At 39.1% G+C, this 21,229-nt stretch carries 12 protein-coding genes; 10 read left to right on the forward strand and 2 right to left on the reverse strand.

Annotation, left to right across the window (positions count from 1 at the left end; genetic code table 11):
* Window position 1 precedes the first annotated feature (1 nt).
* From Q1A31_RS10660 to truA, 3 genes are all read left to right on the forward strand, one after another.
* Entirely contained in the window at window positions 2-1,027 is a 1,026-nt protein-coding gene (locus tag Q1A31_RS10660; protein WP_299876177.1) for an aspartate-semialdehyde dehydrogenase, read from the forward strand.
* 397 nt (window positions 1,028-1,424) lie between these two features.
* Window positions 1,425-4,382, forward strand: a complete 2,958-nt coding sequence (locus Q1A31_RS10665; protein WP_299876179.1) for a FimV/HubP family polar landmark protein — start codon at window positions 1,425-1,427, stop codon at window positions 4,380-4,382.
* Window positions 4,383-4,542: 160 nt separating this feature from the next.
* Window positions 4,543-5,325 (forward strand): tRNA pseudouridine(38-40) synthase TruA, encoded by a 783-nt coding sequence (gene truA / locus Q1A31_RS10670; RefSeq protein WP_299876181.1) that lies wholly within the window; start codon window positions 4,543-4,545, stop codon window positions 5,323-5,325.
* A 73-nt stretch (window positions 5,326-5,398) separates the two neighbouring features.
* On the opposite strand, the gene Q1A31_RS10675 is transcribed toward truA, so the two are convergent.
* A complete protein-coding gene (locus Q1A31_RS10675; RefSeq protein WP_299876183.1) occupies window positions 5,399-6,052 on the reverse strand; it encodes an HAD family phosphatase in 654 nt (217 codons plus the stop codon).
* A 108-nt stretch (window positions 6,053-6,160) separates the two neighbouring features.
* Between Q1A31_RS10675 and Q1A31_RS10680 the strand changes: the two genes are divergently transcribed.
* The 7 genes from Q1A31_RS10680 (at window position 6,161) to Q1A31_RS10710 (ending at window position 20,223) form a co-directional block, all read left to right on the forward strand.
* A complete protein-coding gene (locus Q1A31_RS10680; RefSeq protein ID WP_131906446.1) occupies window positions 6,161-6,688 on the forward strand; it encodes an RNA pyrophosphohydrolase in 528 nt (175 codons plus the stop codon).
* 87 nt (window positions 6,689-6,775) lie between these two features.
* Entirely contained in the window at window positions 6,776-7,777 is a 1,002-nt protein-coding gene (locus Q1A31_RS10685) for a DUF2156 domain-containing protein (RefSeq protein ID WP_299876187.1), read from the forward strand.
* A 172-nt stretch (window positions 7,778-7,949) separates the two neighbouring features.
* Window positions 7,950-9,320: a cytochrome P450 gene (locus Q1A31_RS10690; protein ID WP_299876189.1), complete on the forward strand. Its 1,371-nt coding sequence runs from the start codon at window positions 7,950-7,952 to the stop codon at window positions 9,318-9,320.
* A 189-nt stretch (window positions 9,321-9,509) separates the two neighbouring features.
* On the forward strand, window positions 9,510-17,396 hold the full coding sequence (locus tag Q1A31_RS10695) for a type I polyketide synthase (protein WP_299876191.1): 7,887 nt from the start codon (window positions 9,510-9,512) through the stop codon (window positions 17,394-17,396).
* 19 nt (window positions 17,397-17,415) lie between these two features.
* The gene (locus Q1A31_RS10700; RefSeq protein ID WP_299876192.1) at window positions 17,416-18,786 is read left to right on the forward strand and encodes an aminotransferase class I/II-fold pyridoxal phosphate-dependent enzyme; all 1,371 of its coding nucleotides are present in this window, start codon (window positions 17,416-17,418) and stop codon (window positions 18,784-18,786) included.
* 102 nt (window positions 18,787-18,888) lie between these two features.
* Window positions 18,889-19,638, forward strand: coding sequence for a formyltransferase family protein (locus Q1A31_RS10705; protein WP_299876193.1), 750 nt, complete (start codon window positions 18,889-18,891; stop codon window positions 19,636-19,638).
* A gap of 6 nt (window positions 19,639-19,644) precedes the next feature.
* On the forward strand, window positions 19,645-20,223 hold the full coding sequence (locus Q1A31_RS10710; RefSeq protein WP_299876194.1) for a chorismate lyase: 579 nt from the start codon (window positions 19,645-19,647) through the stop codon (window positions 20,221-20,223).
* Window positions 20,224-20,266: 43 nt separating this feature from the next.
* On the opposite strand, the gene Q1A31_RS10715 is transcribed toward Q1A31_RS10710, so the two are convergent.
* A complete protein-coding gene (locus tag Q1A31_RS10715) occupies window positions 20,267-21,217 on the reverse strand; it encodes a class I SAM-dependent methyltransferase (protein ID WP_299876195.1) in 951 nt (316 codons plus the stop codon).
* Window positions 21,218-21,229 lie beyond the last annotated feature (12 nt).

Here is a 21,229-nt window from a genome sequence, read left to right on the forward strand (position 1 = left end):
GATGTCTAATAAAACATACGATGTAGCGGTAGTTGGCGCAACTGGCGCAGTAGGTGAAGTAATGCTGGAGATTCTGGCTGAGCGTAATTTCCCAGTAGGAACGGTTTACGCCTTAGCAAGTGAGCGTTCTGCAGGTAAACGTGTAAAGTTTGGAAACAAAAGTCTGGTTGTTGAAGATCTTGCGACGTTTGATTTTTCGAAAGTGCAAATTGGTTTGTTCTCGCCTGGTGGCGCAATTTCACGTGAATATGCGCCAATCGCAGCGTCTCAAGGTTGTGTCGTTATCGATAATACTTCTGAATTCCGTTATGACGACGATATTCCATTGGTCGTACCAGAGGTTAATCCTCATGCGGTTGCTGAATATACTAATCGTGGAATAATCGCGAACCCAAATTGTTCGACGATTCAAATGCTCGTTGCGTTAAAGCCGATTCATGATGCGGCTAAAATCACGCGTATTAATGTGTGTACCTATCAAGCAGTATCTGGCTCTGGTAAGCCAGCAATTGATGAGCTTGCTGGTCAAACAGCACAGTTATTAAACGGTAAAGAAGCAGAAGTGAAAGTTTATCCGAAGCAAATTGCTTTTAATGTCATACCGCAGATCGATGTATTCCAGGATAATGGATACACCAAAGAAGAAATGAAGATGGTTTGGGAGACTAACAAGATCATGGAGGATGATGATATTTTAGTAAATCCGACAGCTGTCCGTGTTCCAGTGTTTTTTGGTCATTCAGAAGCTGTGCATATTGAGACACGCGACAAAATTACTGCAGAGTACGCAACTGAATTGTTACAGAATGCACCAGGCGTAGAAGTGATTGATAGACGTGAAGATGGCGGGTATCCGACTGCTGTTTCTGAAGGTGCAAACAACGACCCTGTGTATGTCGGTCGAATTCGCGAAGATATTTCACATTCAAATGGTTTAAATATGTGGGTTGTTGCAGATAATGTACGAAAAGGTGCTGCATTAAACAGCATTCAGATCGCTGAAGTACTCATAAGAGATTATATTTAAACAATATTGTTTGTAATTTCGTTAGTAGACTCTTCTTATATAAGTAGGGTTTATATAGCTTACAACGTTAAAACCTGTCAGAAATTGTCACTTTCTGACAGGTTTTTTTTTGCATAAGGACAAATAAGGACAAAAAATGACAATAAAGTGAATCGTTCAGTTTTGATTCATCCTTATTTTGATATATTTGTGCACAGTATCCAGTATTTAGGGGTCTGGAGTATTTACATCATAGTATTAATAATAATTAAAAGACCTATGCGTAGATGCAATAACAATAAATATAACTAACCATTAGCTCTGTTTAGAGCAATGAGTCTCAGGAATGTTTCGTAAGTGTGTTGAAGCAATGAATGGATTCAGAATGTTGATAAAAATAATAAAAGGGGAATAACAAGTGAATAAGAAAGCCTTAAGTCTAGCCATTTGCATGGCAATGGCTATCCCAACAGCTTCTAATGCACTCAGTCTAGGTGAGATTGAATCCAAATCCAGTTTGAATCAACCTTTCCAGGGTAAAATTAACTTACTTTCAACAAGCGTCGCAGAAGCGAAAAGTCTACGTGTTAGAGTTGCTTCTCCTGACGTATTTAATAGAGTGGGAATTGATAGACCAGCGTTTTTGAACAGTATTCGTTTTAAAACAACTGTGCAAAATGGCCGACCTGTTATTCTGGTTAGTTCTAATCAGCCTATTAATGAGCCTTTCCTTAACTTCTTATTAGAAGTTAGCTGGCCAAATGGGCAACTCCTTAAAGAATATACGGTTCTTCTTGATCCACCGGTGTTAATGCGACCTAATACAGCGATCGCCAGTAACAACGCAGGTGTTCGAGCAGAGCCAAGAGCACAAGGTCGAATTACACGACCTGCTGTTCAGCCACGTCGTGTTCAACAACAACCACGTCGCGTAGTAAGAGCAGCTGCTCCAGCACCAGCAAATAGAGTGCCTCTTAGAAGGCCGGCTGCTGCACCTGCTAGGGTTGCGCAAGCTCCACAGATTAGAAATTACCGTGTAAGACGTGGTGATACATTATCTAAAATCGCAGGTAAGTTAGGTTATCAAGGTGTTCGTAAAGAGCAGATGATGGTTGCCTTGTTTGAGAAAAACCGAAGAGCATTTAGTCAGGGTAATATGAATAACCTGAAATCAGGTGTTCTGATGGCTCGTCCTTCTATTCAAGAGGCTAGATCTACCACAATTCGTACAGCAAAATCTCAAATTGTTGCCCAGGCAAGATCCTGGAAAGCAGCGCGTGCTGAACAGGTTGCAAAAGCAAAAGGTAGTTCAAAGACTGCTAACCAGTCTGCCCGTCTAGAAGTAATGGGTAAAAATAATAACGCCGCTGGATCAGCAACAGGATCTGGTGATGGTTCTGTAGCAGGACTTAATAAACAGTTAGCGATGTTAACGGAGTCTTTGACTTCTAAACAAAACGAAAACGAAGAATTGAAGTCTCGAGTGTCAGAACTTGAATCGTTACTGCGTAAAAAGAACCGTTTGATTACACTTAAGAGTGAACAGCTCGCTGGTTTACAAGCTAATCTGAATGGTGAGCCTGCTCCAGTGCAGAGTACTGAGCAAACAGTTGATGCGGCAGTAGAAAATAATAATGAAACTGCTTCTGAAAATTCATCAGAGACACCTCAACCAGTTGTTGAAAATCAAGGTACTGATATTCAGGAACAAGTAGCCGGTAGTTTGGCAAATGAGAATGGTGAAATAATTCGTACTCCAGATCCTGCGGTTGTAGCTAACACCCCAGTGGTTGTAGAACCAGTTGCAGCTAAGGAGAAACCAACGCCACCGTTTAAGAATGAGGCTGCAGAAGAGTCAGCATTCGATATCATGAGTATCATAAGCTCACCAGTTGCTTTAGGTGTTGGTGGAGGTTCATTGCTAGCTCTACTTGGCGGATTAGCTTACATAAGACGTCGTAAATCTAAAGGTGAAGATGTAGAAGATTTCTCAAGCATGATTGATGATGGTCTGCACGGTGATCAAATTGATGACTTTGCAAACGATGAAGCAACATTCGTTGATGATAACGAGATGATTGAAGAATCAGAATTTGCAATGAGTGAAGCTGATATCGATGCTCATACTGATGTCGAAGAAAGCCATCCAGAACCTGTGTCAGCTGAAACTGATAATGAACTGGATGATTTGATCCAGGAAGCAGATGTATACATCGTATATGGCTTACATGATCAGGCAGAATCTGAAATTAAACGTGCTATTACTAGCTATCCTAATAATGCTGCTCTACATGCTAAGTTGCTAGAAAATTATAAAGCAGCGGGTGAAAAAGAGTCATTTGAAGAAGCCACTAAAGTGTTTATGGATCTGGAAGCAGATGATAAACAGAACTACTGGGATGAAATTTGTGAATGGGGTAAAGCATTACTACCTGATAGCAAATTATATGATGCATCATCATTACCTAAGATGGCTAGTGCAGCAGCGGGTGTCGCAATGGTAGCGGGAACAGCGGTAGCATCGGCAGGAGATAAAGCAGAAGAGGTCGTTAGTGAAATGGCTGATGCACTTTCTGATGATGATCTAATCGAAGATACTATTCTGGATGAATCTGAAAAATTAAGTTTTGATGCAGAAATGTCGGAACTTGATGACCTGGGCGATTTAGATGATGATTTAGGCAGTGATATTGATGATTTAGAAGACTTTGACTTAGATGACATATTAGGTGAAGACGACAATATTGATCCAATAGCAGAGATTGATGATCTAGAAGATTTTGAAACTGACATTATTGATATTGCCGATACAAATGTAATTGATCTTGATGATGACTTTAGTATTGATATTGATGATGCGATGGATGATATAACAGATAAGGCTGATAACGCACCAGATTCAGTATTAGATATCGCTGCAGATAAATCTGATGTCCTTGAATTCTCAATGGATGATGATTCATTAGACAAATTGTTAGATGAGGAAGACTTCTCTGAAGTGTCTCTGGAAGAAGGTTTGGATATGGCAGAGAGTCATGATTTAGCAAATCTTAATCTTGAATTAGATTCGGATGACTTTGATAAAATAATGCCTGGTGATCATGCTTACAAAGCGGTTGCTAGTGAAACCTTAGATAGCAAGCTTGATGATGATAACTTACTCGCGGATTTTGATGATAACTTATCATTCCTTGATCTGGATTCAGGTTCTGAGGTAATCGAAGAAACACAAGTTGAAACTAAAATTGATCTTGCAAAAGCATATATCGACATGGGAGATATTGAAGGAGCAAGAAGTACTTTAGAAGAAGTTATGGAAGAAGGCAGTGACGAGCAAAAGCGTCAGGCTGAAGAGTTACTTCATAACAATGGCTAAGTAATTACTTAACTACTCAAAAGTAAATTAAAAACCGGGCATAGCCCGGTTTTTTTATGGCTGAAATAAACTGATTTTTGGTAGTTGAGGTAGTAAGCAAAATATGGAACTAATGTAAGACAAAGCTATATACTTATGTCTTATCAACAGAGAACTTTTAATGAAATACGCAGCATGCATTGAATATAATGGAACGGCTTATTATGGCTGGCAACGTTTGTCGCATGGGCCTTCTGTGCAGGGCGAAGTAGAAAAAGCTTTGTCTTCAGTGGCAAACCATCAAATAGATTTAACGTGTTCTGGTCGGACTGATAGCGGGGTGCATGGAATAGGTCAGGTTGTGCATTTTGAATCTGATGCTGTTCGCGATGAGAAAGCCTGGATTATGGGGACCAATACCAATCTACCTGATGATATTGCTTTGCGTTGGATTAAATCGATTGACGATGAATTTCATGCTCGATTTACTGCGCAATCCAGACGTTACCGTTACATTATTCTGAATCAAAATACACGTCCTGCTTTATTAGATAAAAAAGTCTGTTGGTTTCGTTATCAACTGGATGAGATTGCTATGCAGGATGCAGCGACTAGATTGCTGGGTGAAAATGATTTTAGTAGTTTTCGTGCGGCTGGCTGTCAGGCAAAACATGCGATGCGTGAGTTACAGGAAATTACAGTAATACGTGATCATCGATATATCTATGTTGATATCGTCGCCAACGCTTTTTTACATCATATGGTTAGAAATATTGTAGGTAGTTTATTTCTGGTGGGAACTGGCGATAAATCACCGCAGTGGTTTACAGAGCTCCTGGAAATAAAAGATCGTACACAAGCAGGGATAACTGCCCCCGCCTGTGGTTTGTATTTTGTCAGTGTTAAATATCCTGAAAGATTTAACTTGCCTGAAGTTGCTTCGCCACCATTTTATGGTTTGTGAAAAGTTTTGATGGGGTTTTGCAAATAATCTTATAAAAACTGCCTAAAAGTAGGGGGGTGACTTATTATTTTGATTATTTTAATGAAGTTATTTCCCATTCTCGTTTAGTGCCAACCTCGCGTAATCTCTCATCCGGATCAACAATAATAGGTGTATCTACTATTTCTAATAAAGGTAGGTCATTGATTGAATCACTGTAGAAATAACTTCCCTCCATTGAATCATTATTCATTTTTAACCAATCATTTAAACGCGTGACTTTGCCTTCTTGAAAACAGGGGATGCCCTCTATTTCCGTTGTATATTTTCCATCTATAATTTTGGGTTCGGTAGCAATCAGGTGTTCAATGCCTAAGTGAGTCGCTATAGGGCGAGTGATAAAGCTATTGGTCGCAGTTATGATGACCAAGGTATCACTCTGGTTTTTGTGTTTATTCAATACTGTAGGGGTCTGAGGTTTTATTCTTGGTAAGATATAAGTTTGCATAAATTCCTGGTGCAAACTATCAAGCTCTTCTCTGCGAATTAAGGAGAGCGGCTTAAAGCTAAAAGCTGAAAACTCAACGATATCTAATGTGCCTTGTTTATATTGCTCATAAAAGTAGGTGTTTGCTTTTTCGTATTCTTCCGCATCTACGAGTTTTTTAGAAACTAAAAAATTACCCCATTCATAATCGCTGTCTCCATCTAGAAGAGTATTGTCTAAATCGAATAATGCTAGTGCCATGCTGTTTCCTGCTTATTAAATATTAATTCCCTTATTGTATCGCTAAAAATTTGCTGATTCACTGCCGATGTGGAAGAATCGACTTAATTAATAGTTTTGGAGAATATCGTGATTGATGATGACGGCTTTCGAGCCAATGTTGGTATCATTCTATCTAATTGCGATGGTGAAGTATTTTGGGGAAAAAGAATTGGCCAGACATCCTGGCAGTTTCCACAAGGTGGTATAGATGAAGGTGAGACACCACTTGAAGCGATGTTTAGAGAATTGCATGAGGAAACAGGTTTGCGTGAGAAACATGTTGAGGTAGTAGGCTCTACTCAAGACTGGTTGCGTTATCGCCTTCCCAATAAAATGGTTCGTCGTTGTAATAATGGAAAAGTGTGTATTGGTCAGAAGCAGCGTTGGTTCCTGTTAAAACTTACCTGTGATGATTCTTCGGTTGATTTGGAGGCATGTGACGTGCCTGAGTTTGATGGCTGGCGTTGGGTTAATTATTGGCTACCCGCAAAAGAGGTCGTATACTTTAAACGAAGAGTGTATGAGCGTGCGTTACAAGAACTTGCTCCTCTGACGCTAATAGGTCACCCATCTACCATTGATTCAGATGATGAAGATAGCAGAGAAGTCGGCTAAGTACTTGGGGCAGTTAATTACTGTCCTGAGTTAATTTATTGTCCGCTACTGAATAGCTAAAAAATAGAAATAATAAAGAGTATTAACTTGTCTCCTAGTGAAAATAGACTGATTCCCTATCTGGAAAAATATGGAAGTCATTGTATGGCTTATACAAGCCTAGAGCCCTGCATGAAATATTTTGTTATGGAGGATATTGGCTATATCGCCTATATCGATTTCAAGCATTGGTTTTGGTCTCGCAAAGAACGAAAGATAGTACTTTCTAATCCCGTCTGTCATCCTGACAACTACAGAAAAATGCTGGATGCTTTTATCTATAAATTTTCAGATGTGATTTTTGTTCAAGCGTCTCGCAGTTTTGCAGAAGTGCTAAATGAGGCGGGCTATCAAACAAATATTTTCGGTATTGAAACTGAGATACCTGTTTCAGACTTTAGTCTGGCAGGTAAGCAGCGGGCAAAGCTAAGGCAATGGCAAAATAAATGTAAGCGGGAAGGTGTTTCTGTCTTAGAGAAAAATATTTCTGATATGTCAGCTACAGAAGAGCAACAAGCGATTTCGCAGATTTCTGAAAATTGGTTGAAAAATAAAGGTGGTAGTGAATATAGTTTTTTAGTTCGGCCGTTAAGAACGGATACCGAAAAAGATGTACGCTATTTCTGGGCTTACCAAAATGATAAATTAATAGCTTTTGCCACCTTTGATCCAATCTATCGAGACGGTATGATTGTAGCCTACTATCACAATATTGATCGTATCGCTGATAATGTCCCACACGGCACCAGCGCAACGATTATTTTAGCGGCAATCGAGGTTTTTAAAACTGAGGGCGTCGAAGTTGTAAATCTGGGGATGTCACCGTTGTTTTTGCAAAGAGGATTATCGCAAGAGCTCAATTATAATAAATTGACTCGCAAAGCCTTCTGGTATGCCTTCGAAAAATTAAATCATATCTACCCATTCCAGGGGAATGCTTCACACAAAAAGAAATTTAATGGTAAAGCGAATCCCGTCTATATCTCAGGTACTAATGGCACCGGTTTGAGGGAAGTGTTTGCAATGGTTAAAGCGAATGGCATGATATAAATCACACTGATTTAATTGCATCTTACTAATTTAAACGTGTAAAAAATGCCTCAAAGTAGGGTGTGACTTAGTGAAAATCAAACGGTTGAAGCGATTAAATTTGATATAAGTCTCTTGTTTAATGCCTGTGCTGGCAATATTATGCCGCTCTCCAAACTTAGAATAAAATTTTATGAGTGATTTCATACCTCCATACCCGAAGCGTCATACTAAAGAAATAAATCCGTTTCAAGCGCTTTACTATGCACAACAAGACTTGCTCTCTGTCTGGGATGAGGAATCATTCGAAGTAGAGTTTATGCATCGGAAAATTCTGAAGCAGAATATTTTTATTGCGAATTCTCCAGATCTAGTGCGTTATATATTTGTAGAAGCGAAAGAAAACTATGAGCGTAAGAGTCCTCAAATGAGACGGGCGCTCGAGCCTTTACTGGGTGATGGTTTATTTATTAGTGATGGTGATACCTGGGCGAGTAGGCGCAAAATTCAAATGCCACTTTTTGATTCTGCGCATATCAAAATGTTTAGTCGGGTGATGACCTCGACGATTCATGAGATGGCAGAAGAATGGGCGAAAGTACCTGAAGGTGGAGAGGTAAATGTTCATACAGAGATGGGTAAGCTGACTGCTGAAATCATCGCAAGAACTTTGTTTGGGGAAAAATTAGGCTCTGAAAATAGTGCTGCTGTGGTTGATGCTTTTGCCGCTTATCAGTCAGTAGTAAAGCAAATGGCACTAAGTAATTTTCTCGGATTGCCGGATTGGTGGCCAAATGTTAATGCTAAAGTGGGCAAGGCACGTAAGGCAGCAAAAACAATTCATAATGCTGTCGATGCAATCATTGCGAAAGCCGAAGAAGGTGGTCATGAGGGGACATTGGTTGCCGAACTGCTGAAGGCGAATCAGACTGAAAGTGGCATCGATACCATGACTAAGGAACAAATTCGTAATGAATTAATTGTTTTATTTATGGCTGGTCATGAAACTACTGCTAATGTGTTGGCATGGACTTGGTATCTAATTTCACAAGCACCTGAGGTTGAAAAAAAGCTCCACGCAGAGTTAGATGAAGTATTGCAAGGGAGAACACCTGAATTTGCGGATGTTGATAAGCTAAAATATACGCGCGCGATTCTCGATGAGACCATGCGCTTGTATCCTCCGGTTCCAATTTTATCCAGAGAAGCACTCGAAGGAGATATTATTCGAGGTAAGAAAGTACCACCGGGTTCGATTATGTTGATTGTTCCATGGTTAATTCAACGTCATAAAAAATATTGGGATAAGCCGGATCATTTTATACCTGAACGTTTTATGCCCGATGCGCCGAAGCCAATTAAATTTACCTATATCCCATTTAGTGCGGGACCCAGAGTGTGTTTAGCGAAAAATTTCGGAATTATCGAATCCGTTTTATCAATTGCTATTTTGGCTCAAAAATTTCGCTTGTCACTCGATGAGAACAGAAAAGTTGAGCATGAGTGTCGCCTGACATTAAGGCCAAAAGGGCGTTTACCAATGATAATTCAAAATAGAAATTAATGAGTTAACGCTTTATTTATATGGTATTAATTAAGTGAAAAATAGTTTGTGCGGCTTTTATTGTTACTCTGGATTCTTCTGTTATAAACATAGCCTGTAATTAAGTGACAGAAGCTATGCACGAAAGGTGTAATATCATGTAGAATCCCTCACATAATTAGGATGTGAGATCTCCTCAAGGATAGTTCATTGTCAGAAGTAAAAAAGAAAATTGCCGTTGTCGGTATGGCTTGTCGTTTCCCGGGTGAAGCTTCTTCACCAGATGCTTATTGGGATGTGTTGAAAAATGGTAAAGATGTCGTCACAGAAGTTAGTTCAGAACGTTGGGGAACTGACTTTTACAAACATCCAAACAAAAAAGAACCCGGTAAAAGTTACACTTTTGCCGCAGGTGTTCTGCCACAAGTAGATGAATTTGATGCTGCCTTCTTTGGGATATCCCCACGTGAAGCGGCACAGATGGATCCTCAGCAACGTCTTCTTTTAGAATTAACATGGGAAGCGTTAGAAGATGGTAAACAAATTCCTCAGTCTCTCGCTGGCACACAGTGTGCTGTATACATAGGTATAGCGAGCACCGATTATGCGCATCGACGTATGGATGATTTGAGTTCTTTAGATCCTTATTCAATGACAGGTAATACAGCCAGTATTGCATCAAATAGAATTTCCTATATTTACGATTTGCATGGACCAAGTGTTTCCGTAGATACGGCCTGTTCTTCTTCTTTAGTCGCTCTTCATCAAGCATGTAACGCCATTTGGAATGGTGATGCCCCTTCCGCTATAACTGGCGGGGTGAATATGTTGCTTCATCCGTTTGGTTTTGTCGGTTTCTCAAAAGCTTCTATGTTGTCTCCTCGCGGTCGCTGTCGTGCTTTCGATGCTACTGGAGATGGTTACGTAAGATCCGAAGGCTCTGCTGTTTTATTTTTAAAACCTTTGGAAGATGCAGAAGCTGATGGCGATCCTATACATGCTGTAATCGTTGATACGGCGATAAATAGTGATGGTCGTACAAATGGAATTACATTGCCAAGTACTGAAGGGCAAGCTGGCTTATTAGAAACGATTTACAGCCGTGCAGGAATTCATCCAAATGATCTTAGTTATTTAGAAGCGCATGGAACAGGTACGGCAGTAGGTGATCCCTTAGAAGCTGGAGCGCTGGCAAAAGTACTGGGAAGACCTCGCAAAAAATCATTGCCTATTGGTTCTGCTAAAACGAATCTTGGGCATCTTGAAACTGCTTCTGGTATGGCTGGATTATTAAAAGTAATTTTAAGTTTAAAAAACAGGGCAATACCACCTTCTTTACACTTTGAAATACCTAACCCTAATATAGATTTTGAAGCAGATAAATTATCCGTTGTTACTTCGTTTACACCATTAAGAGAAAGAAAAAAGCCGTTATTGATGGGTGTTAATTCATTCGGTTTTGGTGGAGCAAACGCGCATATTATTGTTGAGGAATATAAGAAAGAGAAAATAAAAACTTCTCAGAATACAAAAAAAGTTAAAAATAAAACACTTGCAAATAAACAAGAGCAACACGCTGCACATTCTCCTCTATTGCTTTCATCTAAAAGTGAAAATGCACTAAAAGCCATGGCCGGCCAGTATCGTGATTTATTACAGAGTGCGAGTGAAGATTTTGATGATATTTCATACTCGGCTTATAAAACTCGTCAGAAGTTTGATCATGGCTTAGCGATAAATGCTGATACCGTAGAAGAAGTTGTCGAGTGTTTGCATGCTTATTCTCAAGGGGAAATTCATACCGGCGCTACAGCGGGTACAAAAGTAGAGATTCAAAACAAAAACTCTTTGAATCAAGACGGTGGTGTGAAACTTGCGCTTGTGTTTTCCGGTAATGGATCACAATGGCAAGGAATGGGGTGTGAATTATTAGAAAAAGAACCTCTTTTCCTGGAAACAGTATTGAAAATTAATGAGCTGATTAATGTTTATGATGATATTTCTTTAATTGATGAGTTTAAGGCTTCTGAGGGAAACTCACGACTTCATCTAACAGAAGTTGCTCAACCTCTACTATTTGCATTACAAGTTGGTGTAATAATAGTTCTCGAATCAAAAGGCTTAAAAGCCGATGCTGTTATTGGCCATAGTGTTGGTGAAGTAGCGGCAGCATGGGCGGCAGGAGCTCTGGATTTAGCTCAGGCAACGGAAGTTATCTATAGAAGAAGCCATGCACAGGGTAAAACCAGTGGCATGGGTAGAATGGCTGCAGTCGCTATTAGTGAATCAGATGCTAACGAATTAATATCAGAACTACTTCTTGAAAGTGATGTGTCAATTGCGGGTATCAATAGCCCCAAATCTGTCACGCTGTCTGGCTCTTTGGAGTCTCTACAGTTAATTGAAAGTAACTTAAAACAGAATAATGTTTTTTGCCGCATTCTCGATTTGGATTATGCCTTTCATAGCAGTGCTATGGACCCTGTTAAAAATGAGATTCAGACTTCTTTGAAAGAATTGAAGCCTCAGAAAACCAAGATAGAATTTTTCTCTACAGTCAGTGGAGACTTATTCAAAGGTGAAGAGCTAGACGCAAATTATTGGTGGGAGAATATTCGAAAGCCCGTTCTTTTCTCCAGTGCTATGGGTAATATGTTGGATGAAGGTTATCAAGTTTATCTTGAAATCGGTCCTCATCCGGTACTTCGAACTTACGTTAATGAGTGTAGCAGAGCTAAGGATGTATCATCTCTGGCATTAACAACGATTAAGCGTCAAAGTGAAACTAAAACTGGTTTATTAAGTGCGCTCTACAGCTGTTATCTGGCTGGATGTAACTTGGATGAAATAGTTATTTTTCCTAAAAAAGTTAGTCAATATGTTGATTTGCCTCATTACCCTTGGCAAAAAGAAAGGCACTGGTATTCTTTGACAGCAGAAGGATCAGATCTTGTAAATAGAGATCGAGTGCACCCTCTATTAGGCTATCGCTTAAAGAATCATGAAGCGTGCTGGGAAAATCAAGTAGATGTCGAAATCTTATCTTATTTGAATGATCATGTCGTAGATGGTGGTGCAGTGATGCCTGCTGCTGCTTTTGTAGAGATGGCTTTAGCAGCTTCTAATGAATGGTTTTCAACGGATGATGGCCTAAAGAAACAGTGGGAAATAGAAAACTTAGAAATCAGAGCCCCAATCGTTTTAGATCATGGTAAGTCATTACTTTTCAAATTGTTTCCTAAAGATGGCAGTTTCATTATTAGTAGTCGAGATCGTCTCAGTGAAAGTCAATGGTCAGAAAATGTTGTTGGTAGACTGTTAGGTAAAACCAATAAGAAAGTTCCGGAAAACTATGCACTAAATAGTTTTGTTACAAACTCTAATCATACTATCTCTTCTAAAGGGCATTACAAATTAACTGAATCAGTTGGTTTGAGCTATGGTCCAACCTTTCAGGGAATAGAAGAAGTATGGGTTTCATCGCTGAGTGCTTTGGCCAAAATTAAAAGCGAAAGCCAATTAAATATAGATAATAGTTTATATTTATTGCATCCAGCTTTGCTTGATGCTGGTTTTCAGGTACTGGTAGATATCTTCTCTAATAAGATTGAAAACGGAAATCAAGCAGCATTAATACCTGTTCAAATAGGTAAACTCTATTACTATTCATCGTCCATAGAAAACCTATCTTATTTACATGTGAATGTAACTAAACAAAGCCCTCAATCAGTAGTTGCTGATTATTTATTACTGGATTCTGATGGGGCAGTCTTGGTTGAATTGAAAGACTGCCGTTTCAGAGGTGTTCAGCTGATGCGCAGTGCAGCTTTATTACCAGCGTGTTATGAATTCCAGCCATTCTTAATGCCTTTGAATGATTCTGCTTCTGTTTCACCGGTTGCTGAGCCCGCTGTGTTAGTCAGTAATGCCGTTGAGTTTTTAAAAGATCATGAGTCTACTCTACAAAGAGATAGGCATTATCAAGAAGTTTTGCCATTATTTGATTTAATGGTGTCCATGTTTGCTTGGCAAGCGATACAAACGTTAAATCCAAAAGGAGATGAGTTCACTCTTCAATCATTAGCAGAACAGGCTCATATTGAATCTGTAAAGCTTCCTTTATTATCTCGTTTACTCGAGATTTTAGTAGAGGATGATTTAGCTACTTTTGAAAATGAGCAATGGCTTTTAGTTGCATCAAGTGACTTACCTTCAGCAGAGGATATTTGGCTTTCGGTTCTTGGCGACTCTCCTGTTTATCTTCCAGAGTTAATGCTATTAGGACGATGCGGCAAACATTTGGCAGATGTTTTACAGAATAAAATCGATGCTAAAAGTTTGTTATTTTCCAATAAAAGTAGTATTCAAGAACATTGGAGTGGTGCTTCTCCTAGTAACTTGAGCATGAATCTAGCTCTACGAGATATTTTAAGTGAAATTGTATCTGACTGGCCTGCAAATAAACGACTTAGGGTTTTAGAAATTGGTGGTAACTATACAGAAATCAGCCAGCAAATATTGCCTGTTCTTCCAGAAGAGCAGTGTGATTACCTATACGTACATCACGATGAAGAGTTGCTATTAAAAGCGGATTTTTCATTAGAAGATTGGGACTTTGTAAATACTCAACAAATAGACTTAAGTCAGGATATTTCTAACAGTTTATTAAATGATGCTAAATTTGACATAGTCATTGCAGCCAATACCTTATATAGATCAGATGACTGCGCCAAAGCGCAAGAAAATATAAAAAAGGTCCTTTCACCTAAAGGGGTTATGTTGTTGATAGAAAGACAATCAGACCGTTTTATGGATATGACTTTTGGTTTGCAAGCTGATTGGTGGATACACACCTCTGATGTGACTAGACCATCTCCGCTTCTTATGACAGCTAATTCCTGGCGTTCTGATTTGAAGGATTTAGGCTTTGATCAAGTAGAGTTGTTAGTTGAACCTGAAGCTACAGGTGATGTTGGTGCCTTTATGGTTATAGCAAATCATAATCACACTGTAGCAATTGAAAAAACAGCTACCAAAGAAAACGAAATTCAAAACTGGATGATTTTGAAAGATGATGATGAAATCTCTAGTTCATTATCGCATGCAGTAATTACAGAATTGAATAAAGCAGGTCATCAAGTCATTCTTGTTGAAACAGGTGAAACCTATAAACGCCTGGGTCCTATGCATTTTTCATTGAATTTTGATTCCAGCAACAATGAAAAAGAAGAACATTTTGATCACATCCTTTCTACCTTAAAGAAACAAGAGGTGAGTTGTGATGTGATCGTGCATTTGATGGGCTTACGTTGGTATAACGAAACCGAATCTAGTGAAGTTGAAGATATAGAGCTTGGACTTCAGAATTTAAGGTGTAGCAGTACAATAGATTTGGTTAAAGGCTTAGAAAAGTCTGGCGTAACAAAAATGCCTCAATTAAAAATTGTAACTTCTGGTGGTGCAACACTGGCAGAGGATAATCAGGACTTTTTGTTTGATACGAATCCATCGCAAGCGCCATTGTGGGGACTTGGAAGAGTCATCATGAATGAGCATCCAGATCTTGATTGCAAGCTTATTGATTTACAGGGAAAATTTGATCTAGATATAACTAGCCGTGTTCTTATGAATGAACTATTGCTGGTCAGTACTGATAACAATGAAAACGAAGTCATTGTTAATGAAAACGTACGTCATGTAATGCGAATGAAACGTACAGTTCTACGTCCGAAAGCGGTTACTAAGAAGATAAAGAATGCGAAAAATATAAAAACAACAACTGCGAAAACGAAAAAAGACATTGATTACTGTTTGAAGTTTAGTTCTCCAGGTCAGCTCAAAAATTTAATTTGGCAAGAATTGTCAGAAAACTTCTGTAGAGCTGATGAGATACAAATAAAGCCGCATGCGGCAGGACTTAACTTTCGAGATGTTATGTACGCAATGGGGCTTCTCTCTGATGAAGCAGTAGAAAACGGTTTTGCTGGTCCAACCTTGGGAATGGAAGTTTCTGGAGTTGTGACGAAGATAGGTAGTGCTGTTACTGAGTTCAATATGGGCGATGAAGTCGTTGGTTTTGCTCCAGCTTGTTTTAGCTCAAGAGTCATTACTCAAACCACCGCTATAACCCATAAGCCCAAAGATTGGAGTTTTGAAGAAGCAACGACAATACCTACTACTTTTTTCACTGTTTACTATGCGCTTAAGCATTTAGCACAAATTGAACCAGGTGAAAAAATACTGATCCATGGAGCTGCTGGTGGAGTGGGAATTGCTGCTATTCAATACGCGAGATATTGTGGTGCTGAGATTTTTGCTACAGCCGGCAGTGATGAGAAGAGAGATTTTGTTCGATTACTAGGTGCAGACCACGTGATGGATTCCAGATCTCTAGCATTTGCTGATGAGATCATGGAAATAACCAATGGTTCGGGTATTGATATAGTACTGAACTCTCTGGCGGGTGAGGCTATTACAAGAAATCTGTCAATATTAAAACCATTTGGTCGATTCCTTGAGTTGGGAAAACGTGACTTCTATGAGAATAGTAAAGTTGGGTTAAGACCGTTTAGAAATAATATTTCCTATTTTGGCATCGACGCAGATCAGTTACTGATAGAAAGACCTAAGCTAGCTAATCGTCTCTTTAAAGAAATGATGAAGTTATTTGATGATGGTAGTTTAAGGCCTATGCCTTACCGAGCTTTCCCAGCCACTCGAATTGAAGATGCATTTCGTTATATGCAACAATCAAGACAAATAGGTAAGGTTGTTGTTTCATTTGAAAATAGTAACTCGATATCTCAAGATGATATTCATCCATTACCAATGAAAGATGAAGAATTAGTCTGTGATTCAAAAGCTAGTTATTTAGTGACCGGTGGACTGAGTGGTTTTGGTTTAAAAACAGCTTGTTGGTTGGTGGATAAGGGTGCTAGATCGTTAGTACTAGTGAGTAGAAGTGCCAATGTTTCCAAAACAGATGAAGAAACAAAAGCGATATTAGACTCACTTAAAGCTAAGGGTGTGAGTATTTATACTCGTGCTTGTGATGTTACTAACATGAAGTCTGTAACTAAATTAGTGTGTGAGATTCAACAAGATATACCTCCTTTAAAAGGGGTTGTTCATGCAGCAATGGTTTTGGATGATGGATTAATTCGAAATATGTCTCAAGAACAGTTTCTTACAGTAATGCAGCCTAAAGTAATGGGTGGCTGGAATTTACATAAGGCTACAACTGACATTGATCTTGATTTCTTCGTATTATATTCGTCTGCCACTACTTATGTCGGTAATCCGGGTCAGGCTAACTATGTTGCCGCAAATAGTTACCTCGAATCTTTAGCCGCGTATAGAAAGTCATTAGGCCTGGCTGCAAATTATGTAGCCTGGGGTGCGATCTCTGATGTAGGTTATTTAGCACGAAACGAGGAAACTAAAGAAGCGTTACAATCACGTTTAGGTGGTGAAGCGCTAAACTCAGATAAAGCGCTTAAAATGTTAGAAAAAATAATACTTAGCGATAAGGTCGGTGTTGGAGTTATAGATTTGGATTGGGGGGTCATACAACGTGTAATGCCTGCTGCTAACTCTCCAAAATATGATGAATTGAAAAGAATGGTCAAAACATCAGAAAGCGACCATTTTGAAGATATTCAGACGCTGATTGCAAATCTGGGGCAGGCGGAGATTCAAGAGCTTGTTGTAGATTTGTTGCTTGATGAGATAGAACAGATATTGCGTCTGCCAAGAGAGAAACTTGATGTAGAGAGGTCAATTTTTGATCTAGGTATGGATTCGTTAATGGGTATGGAACTCGTGTTAGCGATTGAAGAACGTTTTGGGGTTAAATTGCCTGTAATGGCGTTGACTGAAGGCGCTAATATTCTCCGAATTGCAGAAAGAATTACCGAGCAATTATCTGAGTCTGATGATGACTCAATGGGCGCTGATTCAGATCTGGCTAATAATAAATCAACACATGAAGAAAGTATTTCTGTTGCAGCATCTCGTCACGGTCATGCAGAAAATATGACTGAGAAAGAAGCTGAAGAGTTATCGAAGAAACTTATCGAAGATGCAATGAAGCATTAACCAGTGGTAAAGTAAACGGATGTCAAAAACTAAAAAGAGTAACTTGTTCGGTTTAAGCGGGTCTGTGAAAGACCAACTAGCACAAAAAATGCTGGAAAAACGCTTAAAGAAAGTCACAGAAGCCAAGATGCAGAACGGCGATGTGTTAAGAACAAGAAAGTCACTTCAATCAAATTCGAAGATACCTGATGAATTTTGTCGATTTGATATGTTTCCTGGTTATCAACAAATCAGAATATTGGAAGCGGGCGGAAAACAACTAGGCGTACCCAGTCCTTTCTTTAAAGAACATGAAGGTGTTGCTGGTAATACGACCACTATCAATGGTCATGAATATATTAACTTTGCCAGTTACAACTATCTGGATTTATGTGGGCACCCTGAGGTTTCTGAAGCGGCAAAACAAGCTATCGACAAATATGGTACCTCTGCATCAGCGAGTCGACCTGTGGCGGGTGAAAGACCTATTCAACGTGAATTGGAAATTGCCTTAGCGAAAAAATACGAAGTCGATGATTGTATTGTTTTTGTCAGTGGGCATGCGACTAATGTCACCACTATTGGTTATTTGTTTGGTCCTAAAGATTTAATTTTACATGATTCTTTGATTCACAATAGTGTGGTTCAAGGTGGTCAATTATCGGGCGCAACTCGACTACCGTTTCCTCATAATGATTGGCAAGCTCTGGATGAATTGCTATTCCAGCAACGTAAAAATTATGAACGTGTACTTATTGTCATCGAAGGCATCTATAGCATGGATGGTGATTATCCCGATCTGAAACGTTTTATAGAAATCAAAAAACGTCACAAAGCTTTTTTGATGGTAGATGAAGCTCATTCTTTGGGGGTGCTGGGTGAAAAAGGTCACGGACTTCAAGAGCAGGAAGGTGTAGACGGACATGAAGTTGATTTATGGATGGGCACACTCAGTAAAACCTTAGCAAGCTGTGGGGGTTATATCGCTGGTGAAAAAGCACTGGTTGAACACCTTAAGTACTCAGCTCCCGGGTTTTTATACAGCGTAGGAATTTCACCACCGCTAGCAGCTTCTGCAATTGCTGCTTTAAAAATACTAGATCGTGAACCAGAGCGCGTTGAAAGCCTCAAAGCTCGTGGTCAGCAATTTTTGAAATTAGCTAAAGAAAAAGGATTGAATGTTGGGTCGAGCGCGGGTTTATCAGTCATTCCTATCATAACAGGTAGCTCAGCAACTGCTGGAAGACTTGCTAATGCGTGTTTTGAACGCGGTATCAATGTTCAACCTATTTTTTATCCTGCAGTGCAAGAAGGTATGGCGCGCCTACGTTTCTTTATCTGTTCTTCTCATACTGAAGAGCAAATAGAACAGACCATCGATATTCTCGTTGAAGAAATGGGTAAGTTTTAATAGACGATGGTTCTATTAAAGAATGAGAGTACGTCTGCTCAAGCTAAAAAAAGAATTATTTTTTGCACCTATGCGAGCATTTATTCCTCCAAAGTTATGGAAATGCTCATAGCAGATAATGATATAGAACTAGTCGGGGTAATAAACTCTACCCGTGTTTTAAGTACTAAATATGGGCATTTAAGTGGTGCGCTTAAACTAATAAAAACATCGGGCTTACGTTACTCGAGTTATCTTTTTATGGTGACCGATGCATTTAAAGCGTTGCAGCCCCTTTTCTTGTTCCAGAAATGGCCATTACGAGATGTACATCGATTGGCTAAATTACATAATATTCCCGTTCACGATACCAAAGACATTAATTCTATAGACTCTATTGAATTTATAAGATCGGTGACACCAGATTTTTTATTGGGCAGTCATTTCAATCAATTAATAAAAAAAGATGTATTAGCATTAGACTCTATTCAATGTATCAATATACATCCTTCATTACTTCCCAAATATCAAGGTGTTGATCCGGTGTTCTTCGCGATGAACGATGAGCAAAAAACGATTGGGGTTACTGTACACAGGATGGCAGAAACATTTGATTCAGGGGAAATACTCATGCAGCGTGCGTATGATGTCGATAAAACCAAATCGTTGTTTTTTAATAATTGTTTGTTGTTTCAAGAAGGTATCAGATTAACCTTGAAGTGGATAAAAACGGATCAAAAGCAGCTTTTACCCACCAGTACTGAAAATCTCAGTGGCAATTACGATTCTTGGCCAACCTCAAAGAATGTCAAAAACTTTAAAAAAATGGGTAATCGTTTTATCTCCTTAACAGGGCTTTGGAAGCAGCAATAAATAATAATGACAAAGAATTCTTACTTTAAAAGCTGTGGCTATACCGCTGATTCAATGATTAAATCAGACATTGGACCTGACCTTGATCTTAATAATATGTCACCATTTTTAAGGACTATGCTGGTCACAGATGGGACTGTAACCAAATCGCTTGAAGCCTGGTTTTGGGAACCTATTAGCATCACTCCTTTAAACAATACTTTGAAAATTCTAAGCCATAAAGTTGATGGTTTGGAGGTAAATGCAGGGGATAAAGTATTGCAACGTGAAGTGTATTTAAAAGGTGACCATAGTGGCCAAATATTTGCTGCAGCCAGATCCACCGTATCTTTAAAGCATTTGCCAGAGCACATCGGTAAACGTTTAGAAGAGGGTGAAATAGGTATAGGTGAACTGTTAAGAGAGCAGGGTGTGGAAACCTACAGAGATATTTTCGATGTTAATTATATAAAATCTGCCCCTGCTGAAGACGCACTAACCAATCAACTTCAAGGTGAAATAATCGCTCGAAGTTACCGTATTCGGGTTAATGGTCATCCTGCGATTATAGTCACCGAGTTTTTTCCAATTAGCATTTACAGTTAAAAAAAAGCCCTCAAAGTAGGGGGGTGTAAATTACCTGTTTTTATTATGAAAATCGCCTATAGATCAGTATTTTAACGCCTCTTCCTTGTGTTTCTTTATAAACCGTTGGCGGTTTGATTTCCTCGATCAATTGGTAATTTGGCGCAAACTCTTCCATCTTGCTGAGCAAGAATTCCTTGCTGCTCTCTCCTTCAATTTGAGTCGCATTGATGCACATCATCAATTGGCTATCAAAATCCATAAAGCTATCCAGTCGACGAATAATCTTAGCGTAGTCTTTTGCGATATCGACACTTCCTTTTTGTATGGTTGGAGGATCGCAAATCAATAAGTCATAAGGGCTATATTTTCTTATTCTGCTGAAAGATTTAAAGATATCCAGTTTCTGGAAGCGTACATTATCCAGATCATGGTTATTGAGTCGATGGTTAGTTCGGCCGATATTCAATGCAGCACTGCTCATATCAATATTCAATACGGACTTTGCACGGCCTTCGATTGCAGCGACAGAAAAACCGCAGGTATACGAAAATAAATTCAGAATACGTTTGCCATGGCTGTGTTGCTTAACCCATTGACGGCCATTCCTCATATCTAGAAATAAGCCAGTATTTCTCGCTTTTCCTAAAGTTATCTGGAATTTTAAATTACCTTCTAAAACTTCCAGTCTTTGCACGGGGTTAGATGGATCATCACTGTAAATCTCGTCTATAGGTCCATGCGATAAATAACGGTGCTGCAACAATACCTTTTTTGCATCTGGAAGCTTTTTTCTAAGTTCTGCAGCTAATTCGTCTATAGCAGTTGTTGATTCCTTGGCAAACAGGGTAATCAAAATAATCGGTGGTAACCAGTCAATCGTTACATGATGTAAACCTTCATAGGCATGCCCTCTACCATGAAAAATTCGTTGAGCTTGTTCAAGTTCACTAGAATTAGTAGGGAGATGGAGATTATCTAACAAGACAGATAAATTAGTTATAAGGTCAGGCATAGTCGTTTACTT

It is taken from the genome of uncultured Cocleimonas sp. (assembly GCF_947495625.1).
In the GTDB taxonomy this organism is placed as follows: Bacteria; Pseudomonadota; Gammaproteobacteria; order Thiotrichales; family Thiotrichaceae; genus Cocleimonas.

Bases quoted from the DNA above. Each gene is read 5' to 3' on its own strand.
- Q1A31_RS10690 (WP_299876189.1), top strand. From the start codon at position 7,950: ATGAGTGATTTCATACCTCCATACCCGAAGCGTCATACTAAAGAAATA.
- Q1A31_RS10715 (WP_299876195.1), bottom strand. From the start codon at position 21,217: ATGCCTGACCTTATAACTAATTTATCTGTCTTGTTAGATAATCTCCAT.
- truA (WP_299876181.1), top strand. From the start codon at position 4,543: ATGAAATACGCAGCATGCATTGAATATAATGGAACGGCTTATTATGGC.
- Q1A31_RS10675 (WP_299876183.1), bottom strand. From the start codon at position 6,052: ATGGCACTAGCATTATTCGATTTAGACAATACTCTTCTAGATGGAGAC.
- Q1A31_RS10705 (WP_299876193.1), top strand. From the start codon at position 18,889: ATGCTCATAGCAGATAATGATATAGAACTAGTCGGGGTAATAAACTCT.
- Q1A31_RS10700 (WP_299876192.1), top strand. From the start codon at position 17,416: ATGTCAAAAACTAAAAAGAGTAACTTGTTCGGTTTAAGCGGGTCTGTG.
- Q1A31_RS10660 (WP_299876177.1), top strand. From the start codon at position 2: ATGTCTAATAAAACATACGATGTAGCGGTAGTTGGCGCAACTGGCGCA.
- Q1A31_RS10710 (WP_299876194.1), top strand. From the start codon at position 19,645: ATGACAAAGAATTCTTACTTTAAAAGCTGTGGCTATACCGCTGATTCA.